This is a genomic window from Intrasporangium sp. (genome assembly GCF_036566125.1).
Classification (GTDB): Bacteria; Actinomycetota; Actinomycetes; order Actinomycetales; family Dermatophilaceae; genus Intrasporangium.
In genome coordinates, this window is the sequence record NZ_DATCWX010000265.1 from 16,723 (window position 1) to 38,517 (window position 21,795).

Consider the following 21,795-nt stretch of genomic DNA (forward strand, 5'->3'; position numbering starts at 1 on the left):
GGGGCACCCGCGTGCACGAGCACGCGTGAGCGAGCCCAGCGGCATACGAAAGCGACTACTCACCCATGGCAACGACCAACGACCTGAAGAACGGCCTGGTGCTCAACCTCGACGGGCAGCTCTGGTCCGTCGTCGAGTTCCAGCACGTCAAGCCGGGCAAGGGGCCCGCCTTCGTGCGCACCAAGCTCAAGAACGTCGTGTCCGGCAAGACCGTCGACAAGACCTTCAACGCAGGCGTCAAGGTCGAGACCAGCAATGTCGACAAGCGGACGATGCAGTACCTCTACAAGGACGGCTCCGACTTCGTCTTCATGGACACCGACACGTACGACCAGATCCACGTGCCCGAGGCGACCGTGGGCAGCGCCGCGAACTACATGCTGGAGAACCAGAACGCCATCGTCGCCACGCACGAGAGCACGCCGCTCTACGTCGAGCTGCCCGCCTCGGTCGTCCTCGAGATCACCTTCACCGAGCCGGGCCTCCAGGGCGACCGCTCCACCGGCGGCACGAAGCCGGCCACACTCGAGACCGGCGCGCAGATCCAGGTGCCCCTCTTCCTCGAGACCGGGACCAAGGTCAAGGTCGACACCCGCGACGGGTCGTACCTCGGCCGCGTCAACGACTGATCGCCTTGGCCGCACGCACGAAAGCCCGGTCCCGCGCCCTCGACATCCTCTTCGAGGCCGACCAGCGGGGGCTCAACGCGGAGGCGCTGCTCGACGAGCGGCTCCGCGACTCCGCGACCTCGGGGTCCCGCGCGGGCAACAACCCCTACACCGCCGAGCTGGTGCGGGGAGTCGTCGGGAAGTGGGGCGACATCAACGCCGCGCTCACCGACTACAGCCAGGGCTGGACGCTCGACCGGATGCCCGCCGTCGACCGCGCGATCCTGCGGATCGGCGCCTGGGAGGTGCTCTTCAACGACGACATCCCCGACGCCGTCGCGATCTCGGAAGCGGTCGCGCTCGCGACCGAGCTATCGACCGACGAGTCGCCGACCTTCGTCAACGGTCTGCTCGCCCGCCTGTCCGAGGTGAAGGCAACCATCGTCTGACCCGGCGGACCGGCTCACGTGCGCGCGTGCCCAAGGCGCGACATACCGCGCGCCTGGCACGCCGGTTCGAGGGGGACGGCGTGTGCGGCGGGGCCGCAATCGCCTGACGGCGCGCGTATCCCGCATCATGCTGGGGGCGTGGGGACATCGTCCGACCAGCGGGTTGGGTCTCGAGTGTCCGGCTTGCAGTGGTCGGCTGCCGAGGCGCAGCACCGGCCCGCCGCAGAGGTGGTCGACCGGATGGGCACGACCATGCACGGGCTCACCTCCGAGGAGGCGGCCCGACGTCTCGCGGCCGTCGGCCCCAACGCGGTGCGCAACCACCGGGCCCAGTGGGGGGTCGTCCTGGTGCGACAGCTGCGCTCGCCGCTCCTCGTGCTCCTCGTCGCGGCTGCCGTGGCCTCGTTCTTCCTCGGCGAGCGCACCGACGCAATCATCATCGCCGTCATCCTGACGGCCTCCGTGGGCCTCGGCTTCGTCAACGAGTACCGCGCCGCCGTTGCGGCGGAGGCGCTGCACTCGAGGATCCGGCACGTTGTCACCGTCGTCCGAGACGGAGGTCCGGCCCGGGTGGACGTGGCTGCCGTCGTCCCCGGTGACGTCATCCACCTGCAGCTCGGCGAGGTCGTCCCGGCTGACCTTCGCCTGCTCTCGGCAGTGGACCTCGAGTGCGACGAGTCAGTGATCACCGGTGAGTCCCTGCCCGTCGCCAAGGACTCTGACGCGACGCGGTCCGCCGACGAGGAGGTGCCGGGGCGCGGTGATGGAACCACGGTCGCCTGGATGGGCACCGTCGTGTCCGCCGGAACGGGCACCGGAGTCGTCGTCGCGACTGGGGCAAGCACGCAGTTCGGCCAGATTGCCGTGGCGCTCGGGACGCGGCACCAGGAGACGGAGTTCCAGGTCGGGCTGCGGAAGTTCTCGGGGATGCTCGTCGTCGTCGCCGGCGTGCTGACGACGTTTGTCCTCGTTGCGAACCTCGCGCTGCACCGGCCGTTCATCGACGCCGTGCTCTTCTCGCTCGCCATCGCAGTGGGCATCACACCGCAGCTGTTGCCAGCGATCGTGTCGGCGAGCCTCGCGGCGGGGTCGAGCGCGTTGGCCAGCAGGAAGGTGCTCGTCAAGCGTCTCGTGTGCATCGAGGACCTCGGCGACATCCAGATCCTCATGACCGACAAGACCGGCACCCTCACACAGGGTCGGATCAGCTTCATGCGAGCCGTCCCCGCCCGGCCGACTGGCACTCGGAGCGGCGATGTCGTTCGCCTCGGGATGCTCTGCAACAGCACGCCGCCTGATGAGGGAAGTGACAGCGGCGGGGCTCGTGGACGCGGTGGCGGCCCAGCGGCATACGGCGGCGGTGACCCCTTGGACGTGGCCCTGTGGGAGTCGCCGCGCGCGGCAGACCACCTGGAGGCGGTGCGCGCCACCACCCGGGTGTCCACCCTCCCGTTCGACCACGTGAGACGGCGCGTGTCGGTGGTCGTCGAGGAGGCCGACGGAGGTCGATGGCTGGTGACGAAGGGGGCGCCGGAGCAGGTGCTCGCCGCGTGCGTCGATGTGCCGGCCGGTGCGGAGGACGCGTTGCGTCGCGAGTTCGAGGCGGGTGGTCGTGTCGTCGCCGTGGCTCGCCGGCCGTGGCTGTCCAGTGTCGATCCGACTCCGGATGACGAGAGCGGACTCGAGCTGGTCGGCTACCTCGTCTTCCTCGACGCCCCCAAGGCCACCGCGCGGGCCGCCCTGCGCCGTCTCGACGACCTTGGGGTGGACGTCAAGGTGATCACTGGCGACAACCCGCTCGTTGCGCATGCCGTGGGCTCGGAGCTCGGCCTGCCCGAGCGGCGGGTCCTGACCGGCGACGAGATCGAAGGGCTCGACGATGTCGGGCTCGCGGCGGCCGTGGCGGAGAGCGGCATCTTCGCGCGAGTCTCGCCGGAGCAGAAGGCTCGAATCGTGCGGGCCCAACGGTCCCACGGCCTCGACGTGGCCTTTCTCGGCGACGGCGTCAACGACGCCCCGGCCATCCACGCGGCCGACATCGGGATCAGTGTCGACACGGCGACCGACGTCGCGAAGGACGCCGCAGACATCGTCCTGCTCGAGAAGGACCTCGGAGTGCTCGCCGAGGGGGTCGTCGAGGGCCGGCGGATCTTCGCCAACACCATCAAGTACGTCCTGATGGGGACATCGAGCAACTTCGGGAACATGTTCTCCGCTGCGGGCGCCTCGGCTGTCCTGCCGTTCCTGCCGATGCTGCCTTCCCAGGTGCTCCTCAACAACCTGCTCTATGACGCCAGCCAGCTCGCGATCCCCGGAGACACCGTCGACCCGGAGCAGCTGCACCGGCCGTCGCACTGGGACCTGCGGCTGATCAGGCGCTACATGTTCTTCTTCGGGCCCCTCAGCTCGATCTTCGACTTCGGCACGTTCGCCCTGATGCTGTGGGGCTTCCACGCGTCGGAGTCCCTCTTCCAGACGGCGTGGTTCGTGGAGTCGCTCGCCACGCAGTCCCTCGTGGTCTTCGTGATCCGCACCCGCCGGACGCCGTTCTTCCGGAGCCGGCCCAGCGTCGGGCTGCTCGCGTCGGTCGTCGGCTGCGTCCTGCTGGGGGCTCTCCTGCCGTTCACGCCCCTGTCCACGGGGCTCGGGTTCGTGCCCCTGCCAGGCGGAGTGCTCGCGACGATCGTCGGTCTGGTCATCACCTACCTCGTCCTTGCCGAGCTCGCCAAGGGGCGGTTCTTCCGTCGGGTTGCCGCGGCACCGGCTCCGCCTCCCACCCCCGCGGTGACCAGGCCGCGCCCTCCTGGTGCCGGCCCGGTGGTCCCGCACCCTCGGCGGGTCCACCGCCGGGCCGCGCGGTTCAGTGCTCGGGAACCTGCACCGCAACGGGCGAGACGCCGAGCCAAGCGGCCGACGCGCCCGGCTCCGTGACTCTCCATGACTCTCCGTGCGTTTCCATGTGTCGGCGGTCCCGAACCGGCGCGACCTGCACACTTCACGAGGAGGGCGGGAGGAGCCGACCGGAGCGCTGTGGTGGGAGGCATGCGGCTAGGTTGGCGGGGTGACCGCGCGTCTGCTCGTCGTCCACCACACGGCCTCGCCGGCGACCCGCGAGCTGCTCGAGTCGGTGCTGGAGGGCACGCGTGCCGAGGGGATCGAGGACGTGGAGGTCGACGTGCACCCGGCGCTCTCCGCGACCGCGAGCGACGTGCTCGCCGCTGACGGTGTGCTCCTGGGCACACCCGCGAACATCGGCTACATGAGTGGGGCGATGAAGCACTTCTTCGACACCGTCTACTACCCAGTCCTGGACGCAAAACCGGCTTTGCCGTATGGCTTCTGGATCCACGGCAACAACGACGTCGAGGGCGCCCGACGATCGGTCGAGTCGATCGCGGGCGCCCTCGGGTGGTCCCTCGCCGCTGCGCCGGTGCTCATCACCGGTCCGGTGGGCCGGGACGAGCGGGAGGCGGCCTACGAGCTCGGTGGCACGTTGGCCGCCACGCTCATGGGCTGACCGGCGGGCGGGTCAGGCCGCGGGCAGGACCGCCCCATCGGCCCAGGTCCTGGTGATGAAGTCCTTGACCTCCTGGGAGTGCAGCAGCTCGTCGAGCTTCTTCAGCGCCGCGTTGTCCTGCTCGTCCTTGCGGACGGCGACCAAGTTCGCATAGGGGTTGTCCTCGCCCGACTCGACGAGGATCGCGTCCTTGCTGGGGGAGAGCCCTGCCTCGAGCGCGTAGTTGCCGTTGATGACTGCCGCGTCGAAGTCGTCCAGGGACCGCACGAGCTGGGCCGGGTCGGTCTCCCTGAACTCGAGGTTCTTCGGGTTGGTCGCGATGTCGAAGAGCGTGGCGTTCGTCGCGTCCTTGCCGTCCTTGAGCGTGATGAGGCCCGCCTGGGCGAGCAGCTCGAGCGCGCGGCCCTGGTTGGACGGGTCGTTGTTGATGCCGACCTGTGCGCCGTCCGCGAGCTCGCCCGGGTTCTTCACCTTCGTGGAATAGAGGCCGAACGGCTCGAGGTGCACGCCGGCGAAGTGCGCGAACTCGTACCCCTTCTCCTTGACCTGTGCCTCGTAGTAGGGCAAGTGCTGGAAGTAGTTCGCGTCGAGCGCACCTTCGGCGAGCTGGACGTTGGGCTGGACGTAGTCGTCGTAGATCTTGATGTCGAGCTTGAGCCCGGCCTTGGCGGCGAGGTCGTCCTGGACGAACTGGAGGATCTCCGCGTGCGGCGTGGGGCTGGCGCCGACCTTGATGGTCGTGACGCCGCCTTCCGTCTTCGGGCCGGACGCCTCGGCCGAGCCACCGGCGCCGCAGGCGCCCAGCGCGAGCGCTCCAGCGGCGAGAACGGCTGTGGTACGGAGGAAGGTGGACATGGTGGTTTCCTTTCGTGACAAGAAGATTCAGCGGTATGCCGCTGAGCTCGGTTGGCTTTGTTGGTGCGGTTGCGTGGTGGGCTGGGTGCCGACGACGGGGCGCGCGTCAGCGATGATCGATACGACGGACGACGAAATCGCCTGTCATCTGGACGAGCTGGACGATGACGACGAGCAGGACGACGGCCACGATCATCACGTCGCTCTGGAACCGGTTGTAGCCGTATGACATCGCCGTCGCGCCGAGCCCGCCGCCGCCGACCGCGCCGGCCATGGCGGTGTAGGAGACGAGGGCAATGACGGTCGTCGTGAGACCGGCGACGATTCCCGGCGCGGCTTCGGCGACGAGGACCTGCCGGATGGTCTGGCCGTCGGTCGCGCCCATCATCTGCGCGGCCTCGACCTTGCCCGAGGACACCTCGCGCAGCGACGTCTCGACGAGCCTGGCGTAGAAGGGGATTGCGCCGAGCGTCAGCGGTACGACCGCCGCCTGCCAGCCGGCGCTCGTCCCGACGACGAAGCGGGTGAACGGGATGATGGCGATCATCAGGATGAGGAACGGCAGCGAGCGGCCGACGTTGACGACCGCGCCGAGGACGCGGTTGAGCGTTGCTGCGGGACGCAGGCCGCTGGGCGCCGTCACGTGGAGCAGCACGCCGAGCGGGAGCCCACCGATGAGCGTGAAGACAGTGGCGAGCAGGGTCATCAGGAGGGTCTCCTGGGTGGCCGGCCACATACCCTGGCTGATGACCGGGTTGTCGAGCCAGGTGCCATCGCCAGTGATCATGCGGCGACCCCCGCGGTCAGGCCCGCCTCGCCGAGCAGGGCCGTGGCGCGACGGGCATCGTCGGCGTTGGGGACCTCCAGCTGGATCCGGCCGATCCGTTCGCCGTCGAGCGTCTCGAGCGTCGCGGCGGCGATGTCGGCGCTGATGCCCGATGCCCCGAGCACCGCGACGACGTCGTGCACGCTGCGCAACCGCGACGACCCGCCGAGGCTGACCTCGACAAGGCGTCCGGCGAGGTCGGGGTCGCTCGGCGGCAGGGGGACGAGTGCTCGGGCGAGCGGTGTGTCGCCAGAGGTGACGACGTCGAGCAGCGGACCCGACTGTGCGACCCGGCCATGGTCGAGCAGGGTCACGGCGTCGCACACCTCGCGGACGACCGAGGGCTCGTGGGTGATGATGACGACGGTGATGCCGAGCCGGTCGCGCAGTGATCGGAGCAGGTCGAGGATCTGGCGCGTCGTCTCCGCGTCGAGCGCCGAGGTCGGCTCGTCGCAGAGCAGTACCGGCGGCCTCGTCGCGAGGGCGCGGGCGATGCCGACGCGCTGCTTCTGCCCGCCGGACAGCTGGGCGGGGTGGCTGTCGGCCCGGTCGCGCAGCCCGACGAGGTCGAGGAGCTGGGCCACGCGGGCGGCGCGCTCTACACGGGGGACGCCGGCGATCTCGAGGGGATGCGCGATGTTCTGCGCAGCGGTGCGCGAGTCGAGCAGGTTGACGTGTTGGAAGACCATGCCGATCGACCGGCGGGCCAGGCGTAGCGCTTTACCGCGCAGCTGGTCGACCCGGATGCCATCGATGCGGACCTCTCCGCTCGTCGGTGGCTCGAGGCCGGTGAGGCAGCGGATCAGGGTCGACTTGCCGGCGCCGGACGGGCCGACGATGCCGTGGATCTGCCCGGCTGGGACGTCGAGGGTGATGTCATCGAGCGCGACGACCGGGCCGCGCCGGGTCCGGAACTCCTTGTGGACCTGGTGAAGCTGGATCAGCGGCTGGATCTGGGGCTCGCTCCCCGCCGGCCCGGCGGTGGGTGGCTCTGGTGTGGGTGGCACGTGTGATGCTCCTGGCTGCTGCACTGGTGGTGGCCGCCATGGCAGGACTGCGACGCGGGAGATCGTCGCTCGCCATGACGGGTTCGGGCACGGCCTCGTGCCCTGGTGGCCGCGGCTTCGCTCGCCGCAGCGGGCCTGCGATCGGATCGGGTCCGGGCCTCCGGGGAGGTCAGGCCGCCAGCGCCGGCCCGCACGCAGCGCGACACATTCGGCGCGAAGGGCCGGTGTCGAAGCAGCGGGGCATCACGGCGAGGATCACCTTTGCATAATACGAACTTATGGATAACCCACAAATTCGGCATGTGTGCGCGCCCACCTGTCGAGACTGGTTCGCGTTAGCCTTGGCTCATGCTCGGCGAGCTGAGAGCTGCGGCGACGCAGTTCTGTGCCTTGGTGCTGACGCTCGCGATCATGTTGCCGAGCGCCCAGTCGTTGGCCAGCGCGACCGTCGTCTTGTTGGTCGCAGTGGCCGTCGCCTCGGTGGCCACGCGGCACGTGCCAGCGCCACCCACCGTGAGCGTCGCTCCATCGGGGCAGCTTGCGCGGACCCGTGCGCCGCGCCTGTGTTGTCCCGTGCTCATGCCTGACGACCCGGCCTGCCCACGGGCTCCTGGAATCGGCTGACGCTTCGTCCAGCCGATTCAACCCTTTTACGTCCAGGAGTTCCGCATGCCCGATGTGTTGTCCCCACTGACCAATGTGCTCGCCGGCGTCCTCGCCACGAGCCATCACCTCACCAGCTCCATCGGCCTCACCGGCGGTTTCGCCTGGGTGGCCGCCCTGGTGCTGCTCGTCGTCGCACTCCGGATCGCGTTGCTGCCGCTCGCAATCCGGTCCTTCCGCCACGCCGTAGCGATGAGCAAGGCAGCCCCCGACCTCCGCAGACTGCAGGAGCAGTTCTCCGGGAAGAACGACCTCGAGAGGCTGCAGGCGCTCGCCAACGAACGGCGTGAGCTGCTCGCCAGGCACGGCGCCTCCGGCCTCGGGCTGACGCCCATGCTGCTCCAGCTTCCGCTGCTGTGGTCGATGTACCACCTCGTGACGACCCTCGCCGCCGGGCGGCCACTCGGCCTGCTCGACGCCGGCCTCGTTGCCTCGGCATCAAGTGCGGCCCTGCTCGGTGTCCATGTGTCGACCGGACTGCTGGCCGCGCCGCTGCTGACCACGTGGCCGGTCCTGCTGCTGGGCGTCCTCGCCGCTGCCGGTTCGTTTGCCGCGTCCCGCTGGGGAAGCGTTACCAGACCAGAAGGGCTCATGGAGTGGCTACCCGCGGTGTCCGCGGTCGGGGTGCTCGTGACAACCTGCTTCGTACCGGCCGGTGTCGTGCTCTACTGGGCGCTCACCAATGCCTGGACCGCCGGCCAACAGTTCGTGTTGCGACGAGCGATCGTTGCCTGACCGCCCGCCGCTCGAACGTGTGGAGGATCGGCACGCCCGACTGGGCGGGCGAACGTGCGCGCTGCAGAGCGGGCGTGCGTGTCGGACCGGGCTCAGCGGCATACGGGATGGACTGGGCACGGCGTGCCTCTGAGACGTGCGCGGGTTCACGGCCGTGGGCGGTTACACTCACCGGCGGAAGACATCCTTTAACCACCGTCCTGTGAGGCGGGGAAGGAGGTCCAGCGGCTGTGACCTGCCCTGACCTGAGTGCACCAGCCCCTTCGAGCACCCCTCCCGACGCGCGGGACGTCCTCAGCGCCGACGAGATCTCCCGGGCGCTCCGCCGCATCGGCCACGAGGTCCTCGAACGCAACAAGGGGGCCACGGGCCTCGTTCTCCTCGGGATCCCATCGCGCGGAGTCCCGCTCGCGCACCGTCTCGCTGCAGCGATCTCCGAGGTCGAGGGGACCGACGTCCCGGTCGGCCAGCTCGACATCACGCTCCATCGCGACGACCTGCGCCGCAACCCGGTCCGGGCTGCCGGGCGCACCGAGATTCCCGACGGCGGGGTCGACGACCGCGTCGTCGTGCTGGTCGACGACGTCCTCTACTCCGGCCGAACGATCCGTGCGGCCCTCGACGCGCTGTCCGAGCTCGGTCGGCCGCGAGCGGTGCGCCTGGCCGTGCTCGTCGATCGCGGCCACCGCGAGCTGCCGATCCGGGCCGACCACGTGGGCAAGAACCTGCCGACCTCTCGGGACGAGCGGGTCCACGTGCGCCTGGCCGAGGTCGACGGACTCGACGTCGTCCGGATCAGCGGAGGAGTGGGCCGATGACCAAGCACCTCATCTCCTCGGCCGACCTGACCCGCGCCGAGGTGGAGGACATCCTCGCCACCGCCGCGTCGATGCACGACCTCCAGCGCCGGGAGGTCAAGAAGGTGCCCACCTTGCGCGGGCGGACCGTGATCAACTTCTTCTTCGAGGACTCGACCCGGACGCGATCCTCATTCGAGATCGCCGGCAAGTGGATGTCCGCCGACACGATCAACCTGTCGGCCAAGGGATCCTCGACCTCCAAGGGCGAGAGCCTGCGGGACACGGCCATGACGATCGACGCGATGGCGGTTGACGCGCTCGTCATCCGACACAATGCCTCCGGCGCCTGCCACCAGGTCGCGCAGTGGGTGCGCTGCTCGGTCATCAACGCCGGCGATGGCATGCACGAGCACCCGACGCAGGCACTCCTTGACGCCTACACCCTCCGGTCACGCGTGGGGGAGCTGGACGGCAGGCACGTCGCCATCGTCGGAGACCTCACCCACTCGCGCGTCTTCCGCAGCAACGTCATCACCTTGAAGACCTTGGGGGCGAAGGTCACGGTCGTGGCGCCACCGACGCTCATGCCGAGCGGGATCGCGGATTGGAGCGAGGCCGACGGCTTCGCCACCTCGTGGGACCTCGACGCGGTGCTCGATGGTGGGGATCCCGTCGACGCCGTCATGATGCTCCGGGTCCAGCGCGAGCGGATGACCGGCGGCTACTTCCCGACCCCGCGCGAGTACACCGTGGGATACGGGCTGACCAAGGAGCGGCTCGACCGACTCGTGTCACGCAACCCCGACGTGCTGGTCCTGCACCCCGGACCGATGAACCGCGGCCTCGAGATCTCCCCCGAGGCAGCCGACAGCGCCCAGTCCGTCGTGCTCGACCAGGTCTCGGCCGGAGTCGCCGTACGCATGGCCGTGCTCTACCACCTGCTGGCCGGCAGCGACGACGCCCCGGCGATTCCCGCTGGGACCGTGTCCGCGACACCCGAAGGAGCCCTCCGATGACCCGCCTGCTCGTCCGAGGAGCCCGCATCCTGGGCGGAGAAGGGGCGGACCTGCTCGTCGAGGATGGCGTCATCCGCGATGTCGGGTCGCTGGGGTCAGTCGGCGCCGGTGTCGAGGTCATCGACGCGGACGGTCTCGTCGCGCTCCCGGGCCTCGTCGACCTCCACGTGCACCTGCGGGAGCCCGGTCGCGAGGATGCCGAGACCATCGCCACCGGCTCTGCCGCCGCCGCGGCAGGGGGGTTCACCGCCGTCTTCGCGATGGCCAACACCAACCCGGTGACCGACACGGGAGAGGCCGCGGAGCGGGTGCTCGACCTGGGCCGGGCCGGTGGCCTCGTCGAGGTCGTTCCCGTCGGTGCGGTGACGAAGGGCCTCGAGGGCGCCGAGCTCGCGGAGCTCGGTCTCATGGCGCGATCGCGGGCGCGGGTGCGAGTCTTCTCCGATGACGGGCGGTGCGTCCAGGATGCCCGCATCATGCGGCGCGCGCTGGAGTACATCAAGCCCTTCGGCGGCGTCATCTCGCAGCACGCACAGGATGCTCGCCTCGCCGACTCGTCGGCCTGCTGCCACGAGGGCGAGGTCTCCGGGCGGCTCGGTCTGCCGGGATGGCCGGGTATCGCCGAGGAGTCCATCGTCGCCCGCGACGTCATGCTCGCCCGCCACACCGGCTCCCGAGTGCACGTCGCCCACGTCTCGACGGCCGGGACCGTGGAGGTGATCCGCTGGGCCAAGGCACAGGGGATCGATGTCACGGCGGAGGTGACACCACATCACCTGGCGCTGACGACCGACCTGCTCGTCGGCTACGACCCGGTCTACAAGGTCAACCCGCCCCTCCGCCCCGCCGAGGACGTCGAGGCCCTTCGCGCCGGACTGGTCGACGGCACGATCGACGCCGTCGCGACGGACCACGCGCCGCACGCCAGGCACGACAAGGAGCATGCCTTCGCAGACGCAGCCTTCGGGATGCTCGGGCTTGAGACGGCGCTCAACGTCGTCAGTGAGGTGCTCGTCCGCCCGGGCCTGCTCGACTGGGCCGCCGTAGCGCGGATCATGTCGACGGCTCCGGCCCGGATCGGTCGGCTCGCCGAGCAGGGACGGCCACTCGAGCCCGGCTCGCCGGCGAACCTCACGCTGGTGGACCCGGACCGCGAGGTCACGATCGATGCGGCGGCCAGCCGGAGCCGCTCGCGCAACAACCCCTGGCACGGGCGCACCTTCTGCGGTGCCGTGCACACGACCATCCACCGCGGGACGGTCACCCACAGCACCGATCAAACCGTGATGGAGAGCGCATGGTGACCCAGAAACCGACCAGCCAGACCGGGCTCCGGGGGCTCGGGCGGCTCGTTCGTGAGCCGGCCCTGCTCGTCCTCGAGGATGGGCGCCTCTTTCGTGGCCTCTCCTACGGGGCAGTCGGCGAGACCGTGGGTGAGGCCGTCTTCTCGACGGGCATGACCGGCTACCAGGAGACGCTCACCGACCCGAGCTATCACCGGCAGGTGATCGTCATGACGGCCCCGCACGTCGGCAACACCGGGGTCAACGACGAGGACGGCGAGTCGCACCGGATCTGGGCGGCCGGCTACGTCGTGCGGGACCCCGCGCTGCGGTCCTCGAGCTGGCGGGCTACGCGGGAGCTCGAGGACGAGCTGCGCGACCAGGGTGTCGTCGGGATCTGCCAGGTCGACACGCGGGCGCTCACCCGCCACCTGCGCGAGCGAGGGTCGATGCGGGTCGGCGTCTTCAGTGGGTCGGCGGCCCAGCGTCCGGAGTCCGAGCTGCTCGACGTCGTGCGTGCGGCCCCGTTGATGGCGGGTTCCGCCCTCGCCCAGGAGGTGACGACGAGAGAGCCGTACGTGGTCCCGGCCCAGGGCGAGAGGCGATTCACGGTCGCGGCGCTCGACCTCGGGATCAAGGAGATGACCCCTCGGCTGATGTCCGAGCGCGGGATCGAGGTGCACGTCCTGCCTGCGACCTCCTCCTTCGAGGACGTCCAGGCAGTCGGGGAGCACGGCCCGGATGGCGTCTTCTTCTCCAACGGGCCGGGCGACCCGGCGACCGCGGAGCCGGAGATCGCCCTGCTGCGTCAGGTCCTCGACGCGCGAGTCCCCTTCTTCGGTATCTGCTTCGGCAACCAGCTGCTCGGCCGCGCCCTCGGCTTCGGGACGTACAAGCTCAAGTACGGACACCGAGGCATCAACCAGCCGGTCATGGACCGGGCGACCGGCAAGGTCGAGGTCACCGCGCACAACCACGGCTTCGCGGTCGATGCACCGCTCGACGACGTGACGGTGACGCCCCACGGGAGGGTTCGGGTGTCCCACGTCTCCCTCAACGACGACGTCGTCGAGGGGCTCGAGTGCCTCGATGCGCCCGCCTACTCGGTCCAGTACCACCCGGAGGCGGCCGCCGGGCCGCACGATGCCGCCTACCTCTTCGACCGGTTCATCGAGCTGATGACCGACAGGCACACATCCGACTGGGACGAGCAGATCGAGGAGGCACACTGATGCCCAAGCGCGACGACATCAAGAGCGTCCTCGTCATCGGCTCGGGACCGATCGTCATCGGCCAAGCGGTCGAGTTCGACTACTCCGGCACGCAGGCCTGCCGGGTGCTGCGCGACGAGGGCATCCGGGTCGTGCTGGTCAACAGCAACCCGGCGACGATCATGACCGACCCGGAGTTCGCCGACGCCACCTACGTCGAGCCGATCACGCCCGAGGTGGTCGAGGCGATCATCGCCAAGGAGCGGCCCGACGCGGTGCTCGCGACCCTCGGGGGCCAGACCGCACTCAACTGCGCCATCGCCCTCCATGAGAACGGGGTCCTCGAGAAGTACGAATGCCCTCTCATCGGCGCGAACGTCGAGGCGATCCAGCTCGGCGAGGACCGGGAGAAGTTCAAGGGCGTCGTCGAGCGCTGCGGCGCCGAGTCAGCTCGTTCGATCATCTGCCACACGATGGACGAGTGCCTCGCTGCGGCAGCGGAACTGACGTACCCCGTCGTCGTCAGGCCGTCCTTCACGATGGGTGGCCTCGGGTCGGGCTTCGCCTATGACGAGACGGACCTACGCCGGATCGCCGGCGCCGGCCTGCAGTACTCACCCGTGACGGAGGTCCTCCTCGAGGAGTCGATCATCGGCTGGAAGGAGTACGAGCTCGAGGTCATGCGGGACCACCGGGACAACGTCGTGGTGGTCTGCTCCATCGAGAACCTCGACCCCATGGGCGTGCACACGGGGGACTCGATCACCGTCGCGCCCGCGCTGACGCTCACCGACCGCGAGTACCAGCGCCTGCGTGACATCGGCATCGCCGTCATCCGCGAGGTCGGCGTCGACACGGGCGGCTGCAACATCCAGTTCGCCGTCAACCCGGAGAACGGCCGCGTCATCGTCATCGAGATGAACCCGCGCGTGTCTCGCTCGAGCGCCCTCGCCTCGAAGGCAACCGGGTTCCCGATCGCCAAGATCGCGGCGAAGATGGCGATCGGCTACACGCTCGACGAGGTACCGAACGACATCACGACACACGGGGGTACACCCCCCGAGGGCCCTCCGGACCGCGCTTCGCGCGGCGAGCACTGGTATCCCGCAGCCTTTGAGCCGACGCTCGACTACATCGTCGTCAAGGTCCCTCGCTTCGCCTTCGAGAAGTTCCCGGCGGCCGACCCGACGCTGACGACGACGATGAAGTCGGTCGGGGAGGCGATGGCCATCGGGCGCAACTTCACCGAGGCGCTCCAGAAGGCCCTGCGCTCGCTCGAGAAGAGGGACGCCACCTTCCACTGGTCCGGTGAGGTCACTCCGGCCGCAGCCGCACGGATCCTCCACGAGGCCACCGTCCCGACCGACGGCCGGATCGTCCAGGTCCAGCAGGCCCTCCGTGGCGGGTGCACCGTCGAGCAGGTGCACGAGGCGACCGGCATCGACCCGTGGTTCCTCGACCAGATCCAGCTCATCAACGAGGTCGCCGACCATTTGGCCGAAGCGCCCACGCTGACACCGGACCTGCTTCGGCTCGTCAAGCGGCACGGCTTCAGCGACGCGCAGGTCGCCGCGCTGCGCGGCATGCCGGAGGCGGTCGTCCGCGGCGTGCGTCATGCGCTCGGCGTGCGGCCCGTCTACAAGACCGTGGACACCTGCGCGGCCGAGTTCGCCGCACTGACGCCGTACCACTACTCGTCCTACGACGAGGAGACCGAGGTCGCGCCGCGGGAGCGACCCGCCGTGATCATCCTCGGATCCGGACCGAACCGCATCGGCCAGGGCGTCGAGTTCGACTACTCCTGCGTCCACGCCTCCTTCGCCCTGCGTGATGCCGGCTACGACACCGTCATGGTCAACTGCAACCCCGAGACGGTCTCCACGGACTACGACACGAGCAGCCGCCTGTACTTCGAGCCGCTGACGCTCGAGGACGTCCTCGAGGTGATCCACGCCGAGAGGCAGGCGGGGCCGATCGCGGGCGTGATCGTCCAGTTCGGGGGCCAGACCCCGCTCGGGCTCGCGCAGGCCCTGGCGGACGAGGGGGTGCCCATCGTGGGGACCTCACCCGGCGCGATCCATCTCGCGGAGGACCGCGGCGCCTTCGGCCAGGTGCTCGCCCGCGCCGGCCTGGTCGCTCCGAAGCACGGCACGGCGTTCAGCCCGGACGAGGCCCTGGCCGTGGCCCGAGAGATCGGCTACCCGGTGCTCGTCCGCCCGTCCTACGTCCTCGGCGGGCGGGGCATGGTCATCGTCTACGACGACGACTCGCTCGTCACGTACGTCGAGAAGGCCACCGAGGCGTCTCCCGAGCACCCGATCCTCATCGACCGCTTCCTGGACGACGCGATCGAGATCGACGTGGACGCACTCTTCGACGGTGCAGATCTCTACCTCGGCGGCATCATGGAGCACGTCGAGGAGGCCGGAGTCCACTCGGGCGACAGCGCGTGCACCCTGCCTCCCGCGACCCTGGGCGACGCCGAGCTGGAGCGGGTCCGGGTGGCCACCCGCGAGCTCGCCGAGGGCGTCGGCGTCCGGGGCCTGATGAACGTCCAGTTCGCCCTGGCGCAGGACATCCTCTACGTCATCGAGGCCAACCCGCGCGCGTCCCGGACCGTGCCGTTCGTGTCCAAGGCGACGGGGGTCCCGCTGGCGCGGGCTGCCTCGCGCGTCATGCTCGGCGCGACGATCCGCGAGCTGCGTGAGGAGGGCCTCCTCCCGCGCTCGGGGGACGGCGGGTCGCTCCCCGACCATGCACCGATCTCGTGCAAGGAGGCCGTACTGCCGTTCAAGCGGTTCCGGACGCCGGAGGGCCTCGCGGTGGACTCGGTTCTGGGGCCCGAGATGCGGTCGACCGGTGAGGTCATGGGGATCGACCGCGACTTCGGCGCCGCCTTCTCCAAGGCCCAGCTCGCGATCGGCGGCGGGCTACCCCGCACTGGAGCGATCTTCGTCTCGGTGGCCAACCGGGACAAGCGAGCGATGCTCTTCCCCGTCAAGCGGCTCGTCGACCTGGGCTTCACCATCCTCGCGACGGCCGGGACCGCCGCCGTGCTCAAGCGCAACGGCATCGAGGCAACGCTCGTGCGCAAGCTGACAGAGCGAACGGGGGAGCACGAGGGCGAGAAGTCGATCGTCGAGCTGATCCAGGGCGGCACGGTCCAGATGGTCGTCAACACTCCCTCCGGGCAGGACGCCCGGGCGGACGGCTATGCGATCCGGGCAGCCACGACGAGCGCGGACCTGCCGATCATCACGACCATCGCCACGCTCGCGGCCGCGGTCCTCGGCATCGAGTCCCATCTCACCGAGGAGATCCGGGTCAAGTCCCTCCAGGACCACGCCCGCGACCTCAACCTCCTCGGCGCAGCTCCTGCTGCGGTCGAGGTGCCACTATGACGGACCTGCCAACCCCCTTCGGGACCAGGCTCGCCGCCGCCATGACCGAGTTCGGTCCGCTCTGCGCCGGGATCGACCCGCACCGTTCCCTGGTGGAGGGGTGGGGCCTGACCTATGACGTCGCCGGACTGGAACGGTTCGCTCTGACCTGCGTGGAGGCCTTCGCGGGTCGCGTCGCAGCAGTCAAGCCGCAGTCGGCGTTCTTCGAGGTCTTCGGCAGCCGGGGCGTGGCCGTCCTCGAGCGCGTCCTCACCGAGCTGCGCGAGGCCGACACGCTGTCCATCCTCGACGCCAAGCGAGGCGACATCGGCTCGACGATGACCGCCTATGCCGAGGCCTATCTCGGGACGGAGGCAGCGGCCCCCGCCGACGCGCTCACGGTGAGTCCATACCTCGGCTACGAGTCGCTGCGCCCCGCGATCGACCTCGCCCGCCAGACGGGGCGAGGGGTCTTCGTGCTGGCCCTCACGTCCAACCCCGAGGGTGCGGTCGTGCAGCACGCGCGGCGCCGTGACGAGTCAGTGGCCGGCTCGATCGTCAGTGGCGCCGCCAGGGACAACGCGCACGCCCGGTCCAGCGGACACCTCGGCCACGTCGGCCTCGTCGTCGGGGCCACCGTCGGCGGTGCCGTCAGGGACCTGGCCCTCGACCTGCGGGCCGCTGCCACGCCGATCCTCGCACCCGGCTTCGGCGCCCAGGGCGGCGACGTCGCCGCCCTCGAGCACACGTTCGGGCCGGCCCGCAGCCAGGTCCTCGCCGCCTCGAGCCGGGACATCCTCGCCGCCGGTCCGGAACCGCACCGCCTCGTCAACCGGCTGCACCGCAGCATCGAGGAGCTCAGGGGCTGGGTCGACCGACCCGATGCGCTGGGTCACGTTGGGCTCCAAGCACGCCCAGAGGTCACGACCGTGCAACAGGGAGCCGCGTTGCATGAGCGCGGGCAAGGTCGCTAGGTTCGGCGCAGACCCAGTCATCGAATGTCATCGAATCGGCGAGACACCGCGCCCGCCCAGCGAGGAGAGTTCACACCGTGGCCCTTCCACCGCTCACCCCTGAGGAGCGCGCCGCAGCCCTCGCGAAAGCTGCGGCCGCCCGCCGGGAGCGAGCAGCCGTCAAGAACCGCCTCAAGTACTCCAGTGGATCGCTCGCCGAGGTCATCGAGGACGGCAAGGTCGACCCCGTCATCGGCAAGATGAAGGTGACGGAGCTGCTCGAGTCGATGCCGGGCGTGGGCCGGGTCCGGGCCCGGGCCATCATGGCGGAGGTGGGCATCGCCGAGTCCCGGCGGGTCCGCGGTCTGGGCGCCAACCAGATCGCTGCGTTGCTGCACAAGTTCGAGCGGCCGTGACGCCGCCCTTCGGGACGACGCCCCGCGAGCCCGGACGTCTCACCGTGCTTGCCGGCCCCACAGCGGTGGGGAAGGGCACCATCGCCGCCTACGTCCGAACTCATTTCCCCGGCGTCTGGTTCTCCGTCTCCATGACGACCCGCAAGCCGCGACCCGGTGAGGTGGACGGTGTGCACTACCACTTCGTCGACAACCAGGAGTTCGACCGGCTTGTCGCCGCCGGCGAGTTCCTCGAGCACGCCGTCGTCCACGGCTTTGCGCAGTACGGCACGCCGCGGGGGCCGGTCGAGCGAGCCATCCGGGAGGGCAAGGATGCCCTGCTCGAGATCGACCTGCAGGGAGCCCGCCAGGTCAGGGACACGTGGCCCGACGCGCTCTTCGTCTTCCTGGAGCCACCCAACTGGGAGGAGCTCGTCCGCAGGCTCGTGGGCCGGGGCACCGAGGACGAGGCGGAGCGCACCCGCCGACTCGACACAGCCCGCGCGGAGCTGGCGGCGCGAGCGGAGTTCGACAAGGTCATCGTCAACGACGACGTTCGGCGCGCCAGCGAAGAACTCGTATCATTGATGAGATCGGGACGCCCCTGACGGTGGTCCCGCTGGTCTGGTGCGCCGCGATGGCGGCACCGCACGAGACGTCACATGCAACGAACCCAACGAAACGAGATCACCGTGTCCGGTACCAAGGCCGCTCCCATCGGCATCACCAACCCGCCGATCGACGACCTGCTGACCGCCGCCGACTCGAAGTACGCGCTCGTCATCTACGCGGCCAAGCGCGCCCGCCAGATCAACGCGTACTACTCGCAGCTCCAGGAGGGCCTGCTCGACTACGTCGGCCCGCTCGTGGAGACGGAGGTCCACGAGAAGCCGCTGTCGATCGCCCTGCGCGAGATCAACGAGGACCTGCTCACCTCCGAGCCGACCGAGGCCTGAGGAGGCCTCCGCCGATGCGCGTCGTCCTCGGTGTGAGCGGCGGCATCGCCGCCTACAAGGCGTGCTCCCTGCTGCGGCTGTTCACCGAGAGCGGGCACGACGTCACCGTCGTCCCGACCGCGGCGGCGCTCAACTTCGTCGGAGCGCCGACCTGGGCCGCCCTCTCGGGCAAGCCGGTCAGCTCTGACGTGTGGACGGCTGTCCATGAGGTGCCGCACGTTCGCATCGGCCAGGCCGCCGACGTCGTGGTCGTCGCCCCCGCGACCGCCGACGTCCTCGCCAAGGCCGCCCACGGCCTCGCCGACGACCTGCTCACCAACACCCTCCTCACGGCGCGCTGCCCGGTCGTGCTCGCGCCGGCGATGCACACCGAGATGTGGCTCCACCCGGCGACGCAGGCCAATGTGGCCACCCTGCGCGAGCGCGGCATCCACGTCCTCGACCCCGCAGAGGGTCGCCTGACGGGCAAGGACACCGGGGCCGGCCGCCTTCCCGAGCCGGACGAGCTGTATGCCGCTGTGCTCGCCATCGTGGGCTCCCCGGGTGCCGCTCCTACCGCACCAAGCGGGAGTGGCGACGCGAGAGTGCGGGAGGACGCCGACCCGGCCGGCTCCCGGGAAGCCGGCTCAGCGGCATACGGAATGAATGGCCTCAAGGGCCGCAAGATCGTCGTCTCGGCTGGGGGCACGCGTGAGCCTCTCGATCCCGTGCGCTACCTCGGCAACCGCTCGTCCGGCAAGCAGGGAGTCGCGATCGCCCGCGCGGCCGCCGCGCGCGGCGCAACGGTGACCCTCGTGGCGGCCAACGTCTCCCTCCCCGCTCCCGACGGGGTGGCGGTCGTTCCCGTGGAGACGACGATCGAGCTGCAGGAGGCGGTGGTCGCAGCGGCGGCGGACGCCGACGTCGTCGTCATGGCCGCGGCCCCCGCCGACTTCCGGCCGGCGACGGCGAGCGACAGCAAGATCAAGAAGGGCGAGGACGGCGCGGGCCTGCGCCTCGAGCTCGTCGAGAACCCCGACATCGTCAAGGGGCTGGTCACCGACCGCGCGGAGCGCGGGGCGGCGCGTCCGCTCATCGTCAGCTTCGCCGCCGAGACAGGCGATGCGGCGGGTTCGGTGCTCGACCACGGGCGGGCCAAGTTCGCCCGCAAGGGCAGCGACCTCCAGGTGACCAACGAGGTCGGCTACAACAAGACCTTCGGGCAGGACGAGAACACCGTGCACCTGCTGGTCCGGGGCAGCGACGAGGTCCGCACGGTCGGGCCGGCATCAAAGGATGACGTCGCCGACGCCGTGCTGGACGTTGTCGCCTCCCTGCTCCACAGCGGCGGCTAAACTCGCCGTCACCCGCACGCCACACAGTCAGGAACCCCACGTGTCCGCACGCCTCTTCACGTCCGAGTCAGTCACCGAGGGACACCCGGACAAGATCTGCGACCAGATCAGCGACTCGATCCTCGATGCGATGCTCGCCGAGGACGCCCAGGCGCGGGTCGCCGTCGAGACCATGGTCACCACCGGGCTCGTCCACGTCGCCGGCGAGGTGTCGACGACGGGCTACGTGGAGATCCCGCGAATCGTCCGCGAGACGATCCTGCGCGTCGGCTACGACGGGTCACAGAAGGGGTTCGACGGCCGCACCTGTGGCGTCTCAGTGTCCATCGGCGCCCAGTCGCCCGACATCGCGCAGGGCGTCGACACCGCCCACGAGAGCCGGCATGGCGGTGTCGACCCCATGGACAAGCAGGGCGCGGGCGACCAAGGGCTGATGTTCGGCTATGCGTGCGACGACACTCCCGAGCTGATGCCGCTGCCGATCTTCCTCGCCCACCGGCTGGCGGAGCGCCTCACTCAGGTGCGCAAGAGCAACGAGCTCGCCTACCTGCGCCCCGATGGCAAGACCCAGGTGACCATCGCCTATGAGGGCGACAAGGCGGTCCGGCTCGACACCTTGGTGCTCTCGACGCAGCACGCTCCGGACGTGTCCCTCGAGGGGATGCTCGAGCCGGACATCAGGGAGCACGTCATCACGCCGGTTCTCGAGGAGCTGCGCGCCGGCGGGAGCGATCTCGACGTCTCGGGCTACCGCACCCTGATCAACCCGACCGGCCGCTTCGAGATCGGCGGCCCGATGGGCGACGCCGGCCTGACGGGTCGGAAGATCATCGTCGACACCTACGGCGGGATGGCCCGGCATGGTGGTGGCGCCTTCTCGGGCAAGGACCCGAGCAAGGTGGACCGGTCCGGCGCGTACGCGATGCGGTGGGTGGCCAAGAACGTCGTCGCGGCGGGACTGGCGCGGCGGTGCGAGGTCCAGGTCGCCTACGCGATCGGCAAGGCCCAGCCGGTGGGGCTCTACATCGAGACGTTCGGCACGGAGTCCGTGCCGGTCGACCAGATCCAGGACGCGATCGGCATGGTGTTCGACCTGCGGCCGGCGGCGATCGTCGACGCGCTCGACCTGCTCCGCCCGATCTACGGTCCGACGGCGGCGTACGGCCACTTCGGCCGGACCAAGGCGGACGGGGTGGACAACGCCTTCACGTGGGAGCGGACCGACCGCATCGAGGCACTGCGGGCTGCTGTCGCCGGCTGACACTAGATTCGCCCTCGTGGGCGATGACACCTCTGCGCCGCGGCCGGCCCCCGCTGTTGCCTGCGGGCCGGTCGCTGCCGTTGTCGTCGACACGCCGCTCGCCCACCTGGACCGGGTCTTCGAGTACGCCGTGCCCGAGGAGCTGGCCGCCGCTGCCGTGCCGGGCGCCCGGGTGCGGGTGCGCTTCGCCGGACGGGACCTCGAGGGGTTCATCGTCGAGCGGCGCGCGGAGGCCGAGCACGAGGGGCGCCTGACACCGCTGCGCAAGGTCGTCAGCCCGGAGCCCGTGCTCACGCCGGAGATCCTTGCGCTGTGCCGGGCGGTGGCCGATCGGTACGCCGGCACGCTGAGCGACGTCGTGCGCCTCGCCGTGCCCAAACGGCATGCCACAGCGGAACGCAACCTCCCGCTCCTGCCGCCGATGATGAGGCCGTATGCCGCTGAGCCGGGTCCCGACGCGCCGTCGGGTTCCGGGGGCGGCGGGGTCGACGTCGGGCCGTGGGCGGACTATTCCGCGGGCCCCGCCTGGCTGCGCCGCGTCGCCGC

Annotated in this window: 21 protein-coding genes; 17 read left to right on the plus strand and 4 right to left on the minus strand. The window is 70.1% G+C overall.

Annotation, left to right across the window (positions count from 1 at the left end; translation table 11 throughout):
• Positions 1 to 65 precede the first annotated feature (65 nt).
• The 4 genes from efp (at position 66) to VIR15_RS16460 (ending at position 4,574) form a co-directional block, all read left to right on the plus strand.
• Complete coding sequence (gene efp / locus VIR15_RS16445) at positions 66 to 629, plus strand: elongation factor P (protein WP_331929675.1); 564 nt, start codon at positions 66 to 68, stop codon at positions 627 to 629.
• A 5-nt stretch (positions 630 to 634) separates the two neighbouring features.
• Positions 635 to 1,057 (plus strand): transcription antitermination factor NusB, encoded by a 423-nt coding sequence (gene nusB, locus VIR15_RS16450; protein WP_331929677.1) that lies wholly within the window; start codon positions 635 to 637, stop codon positions 1,055 to 1,057.
• A 174-nt stretch (positions 1,058 to 1,231) separates the two neighbouring features.
• Positions 1,232 to 3,988: a magnesium-translocating P-type ATPase gene (mgtA, locus tag VIR15_RS16455; protein WP_331929713.1), complete on the plus strand. Its 2,757-nt coding sequence runs from the start codon at positions 1,232 to 1,234 to the stop codon at positions 3,986 to 3,988.
• A 130-nt stretch (positions 3,989 to 4,118) separates the two neighbouring features.
• Positions 4,119 to 4,574 carry a flavodoxin family protein gene (locus VIR15_RS16460; protein ID WP_331929679.1) on the plus strand — a complete coding sequence of 152 codons (456 nt, stop codon included), beginning with the start codon at positions 4,119 to 4,121 and terminating at the stop codon, positions 4,572 to 4,574.
• Between the two features lie 12 nt (positions 4,575 to 4,586).
• Here VIR15_RS16460 and VIR15_RS16465 read toward each other — a convergent pair whose 3' ends face one another.
• The 4 genes from VIR15_RS16465 to VIR15_RS16480 all read right to left on the minus strand — a co-directional run bounded on the left by VIR15_RS16465 (position 4,587) and on the right by VIR15_RS16480 (position 7,750).
• Positions 4,587 to 5,429, minus strand: a complete 843-nt coding sequence (locus VIR15_RS16465) for a MetQ/NlpA family ABC transporter substrate-binding protein (protein ID WP_331929681.1) — start codon at positions 5,427 to 5,429, stop codon at positions 4,587 to 4,589.
• Between the two features lie 106 nt (positions 5,430 to 5,535).
• Complete coding sequence (locus VIR15_RS16470) at positions 5,536 to 6,216, minus strand: methionine ABC transporter permease (protein ID WP_331929683.1); 681 nt, start codon at positions 6,214 to 6,216, stop codon at positions 5,536 to 5,538.
• Positions 6,213 to 7,199: a methionine ABC transporter ATP-binding protein gene (locus tag VIR15_RS16475; protein WP_331929715.1), complete on the minus strand. Its 987-nt coding sequence runs from the start codon at positions 7,197 to 7,199 to the stop codon at positions 6,213 to 6,215. The genes VIR15_RS16470 and VIR15_RS16475 overlap by 4 nt, the downstream gene beginning before the upstream one ends.
• Positions 7,200 to 7,597: 398 nt before the next feature.
• Positions 7,598 to 7,750 carry a hypothetical protein gene (locus VIR15_RS16480; protein ID WP_331929685.1) on the minus strand — a complete coding sequence of 51 codons (153 nt, stop codon included), beginning with the start codon at positions 7,748 to 7,750 and terminating at the stop codon, positions 7,598 to 7,600.
• A 181-nt stretch (positions 7,751 to 7,931) separates the two neighbouring features.
• Between VIR15_RS16480 and VIR15_RS16485 the strand changes: the two genes are divergently transcribed.
• The 13 genes from VIR15_RS16485 to VIR15_RS16545 all read left to right on the plus strand — a co-directional run.
• Positions 7,932 to 8,660: a YidC/Oxa1 family membrane protein insertase gene (locus VIR15_RS16485; protein ID WP_331929687.1), complete on the plus strand. Its 729-nt coding sequence runs from the start codon at positions 7,932 to 7,934 to the stop codon at positions 8,658 to 8,660.
• A 230-nt stretch (positions 8,661 to 8,890) separates the two neighbouring features.
• Positions 8,891 to 9,478, plus strand: a complete 588-nt coding sequence (pyrR, locus tag VIR15_RS16490) for a bifunctional pyr operon transcriptional regulator/uracil phosphoribosyltransferase PyrR (RefSeq protein ID WP_331929689.1) — start codon at positions 8,891 to 8,893, stop codon at positions 9,476 to 9,478.
• Positions 9,475 to 10,476, plus strand: a complete 1,002-nt coding sequence (locus tag VIR15_RS16495; RefSeq protein ID WP_331929691.1) for an aspartate carbamoyltransferase catalytic subunit — start codon at positions 9,475 to 9,477, stop codon at positions 10,474 to 10,476. Before pyrR ends, VIR15_RS16495 begins: the two co-directional genes overlap by 4 nt.
• Complete coding sequence (locus tag VIR15_RS16500) at positions 10,473 to 11,780, plus strand: dihydroorotase (RefSeq protein ID WP_331929693.1); 1,308 nt, start codon at positions 10,473 to 10,475, stop codon at positions 11,778 to 11,780. Before VIR15_RS16495 ends, VIR15_RS16500 begins: the two co-directional genes overlap by 4 nt.
• Complete coding sequence (carA, locus tag VIR15_RS16505) at positions 11,774 to 12,991, plus strand: glutamine-hydrolyzing carbamoyl-phosphate synthase small subunit (protein ID WP_331929695.1); 1,218 nt, start codon at positions 11,774 to 11,776, stop codon at positions 12,989 to 12,991. The genes VIR15_RS16500 and carA overlap by 7 nt, the downstream gene beginning before the upstream one ends.
• On the plus strand, positions 12,991 to 16,371 hold the full coding sequence (gene carB / locus VIR15_RS16510; RefSeq protein ID WP_331929697.1) for a carbamoyl-phosphate synthase large subunit: 3,381 nt from the start codon (positions 12,991 to 12,993) through the stop codon (positions 16,369 to 16,371). The genes carA and carB overlap by 1 nt, the downstream gene beginning before the upstream one ends.
• Complete coding sequence (gene pyrF / locus VIR15_RS16515; protein ID WP_331929699.1) at positions 16,368 to 17,324, plus strand: orotidine-5'-phosphate decarboxylase; 957 nt, start codon at positions 16,368 to 16,370, stop codon at positions 17,322 to 17,324. Before carB ends, pyrF begins: the two co-directional genes overlap by 4 nt.
• Positions 17,325 to 17,401: 77 nt before the next feature.
• On the plus strand, positions 17,402 to 17,719 hold the full coding sequence (mihF, locus tag VIR15_RS16520) for an integration host factor, actinobacterial type (RefSeq protein ID WP_331929701.1): 318 nt from the start codon (positions 17,402 to 17,404) through the stop codon (positions 17,717 to 17,719).
• The gene (gene gmk, locus VIR15_RS16525) at positions 17,716 to 18,306 is read left to right on the plus strand and encodes a guanylate kinase (protein ID WP_331929703.1); all 591 of its coding nucleotides are present in this window, start codon (positions 17,716 to 17,718) and stop codon (positions 18,304 to 18,306) included. The genes mihF and gmk overlap by 4 nt, the downstream gene beginning before the upstream one ends.
• Before the next feature lie 84 nt (positions 18,307 to 18,390).
• Positions 18,391 to 18,654, plus strand: coding sequence for a DNA-directed RNA polymerase subunit omega (gene rpoZ, locus VIR15_RS16530; protein WP_331929705.1), 264 nt, complete (start codon positions 18,391 to 18,393; stop codon positions 18,652 to 18,654).
• Positions 18,655 to 18,668: 14 nt separating this feature from the next.
• The gene (locus VIR15_RS16535; protein WP_331929707.1) at positions 18,669 to 19,988 is read left to right on the plus strand and encodes a bifunctional phosphopantothenoylcysteine decarboxylase/phosphopantothenate synthase; all 1,320 of its coding nucleotides are present in this window, start codon (positions 18,669 to 18,671) and stop codon (positions 19,986 to 19,988) included.
• Between the two features lie 40 nt (positions 19,989 to 20,028).
• Positions 20,029 to 21,249: a methionine adenosyltransferase gene (metK, locus tag VIR15_RS16540; protein WP_331929709.1), complete on the plus strand. Its 1,221-nt coding sequence runs from the start codon at positions 20,029 to 20,031 to the stop codon at positions 21,247 to 21,249.
• 16 nt (positions 21,250 to 21,265) lie between these two features.
• On the plus strand, positions 21,266 to 21,795 hold a 530-nt coding region (locus VIR15_RS16545; RefSeq protein WP_524538103.1), incomplete at its 3' end, for a primosomal protein N' family DNA-binding protein.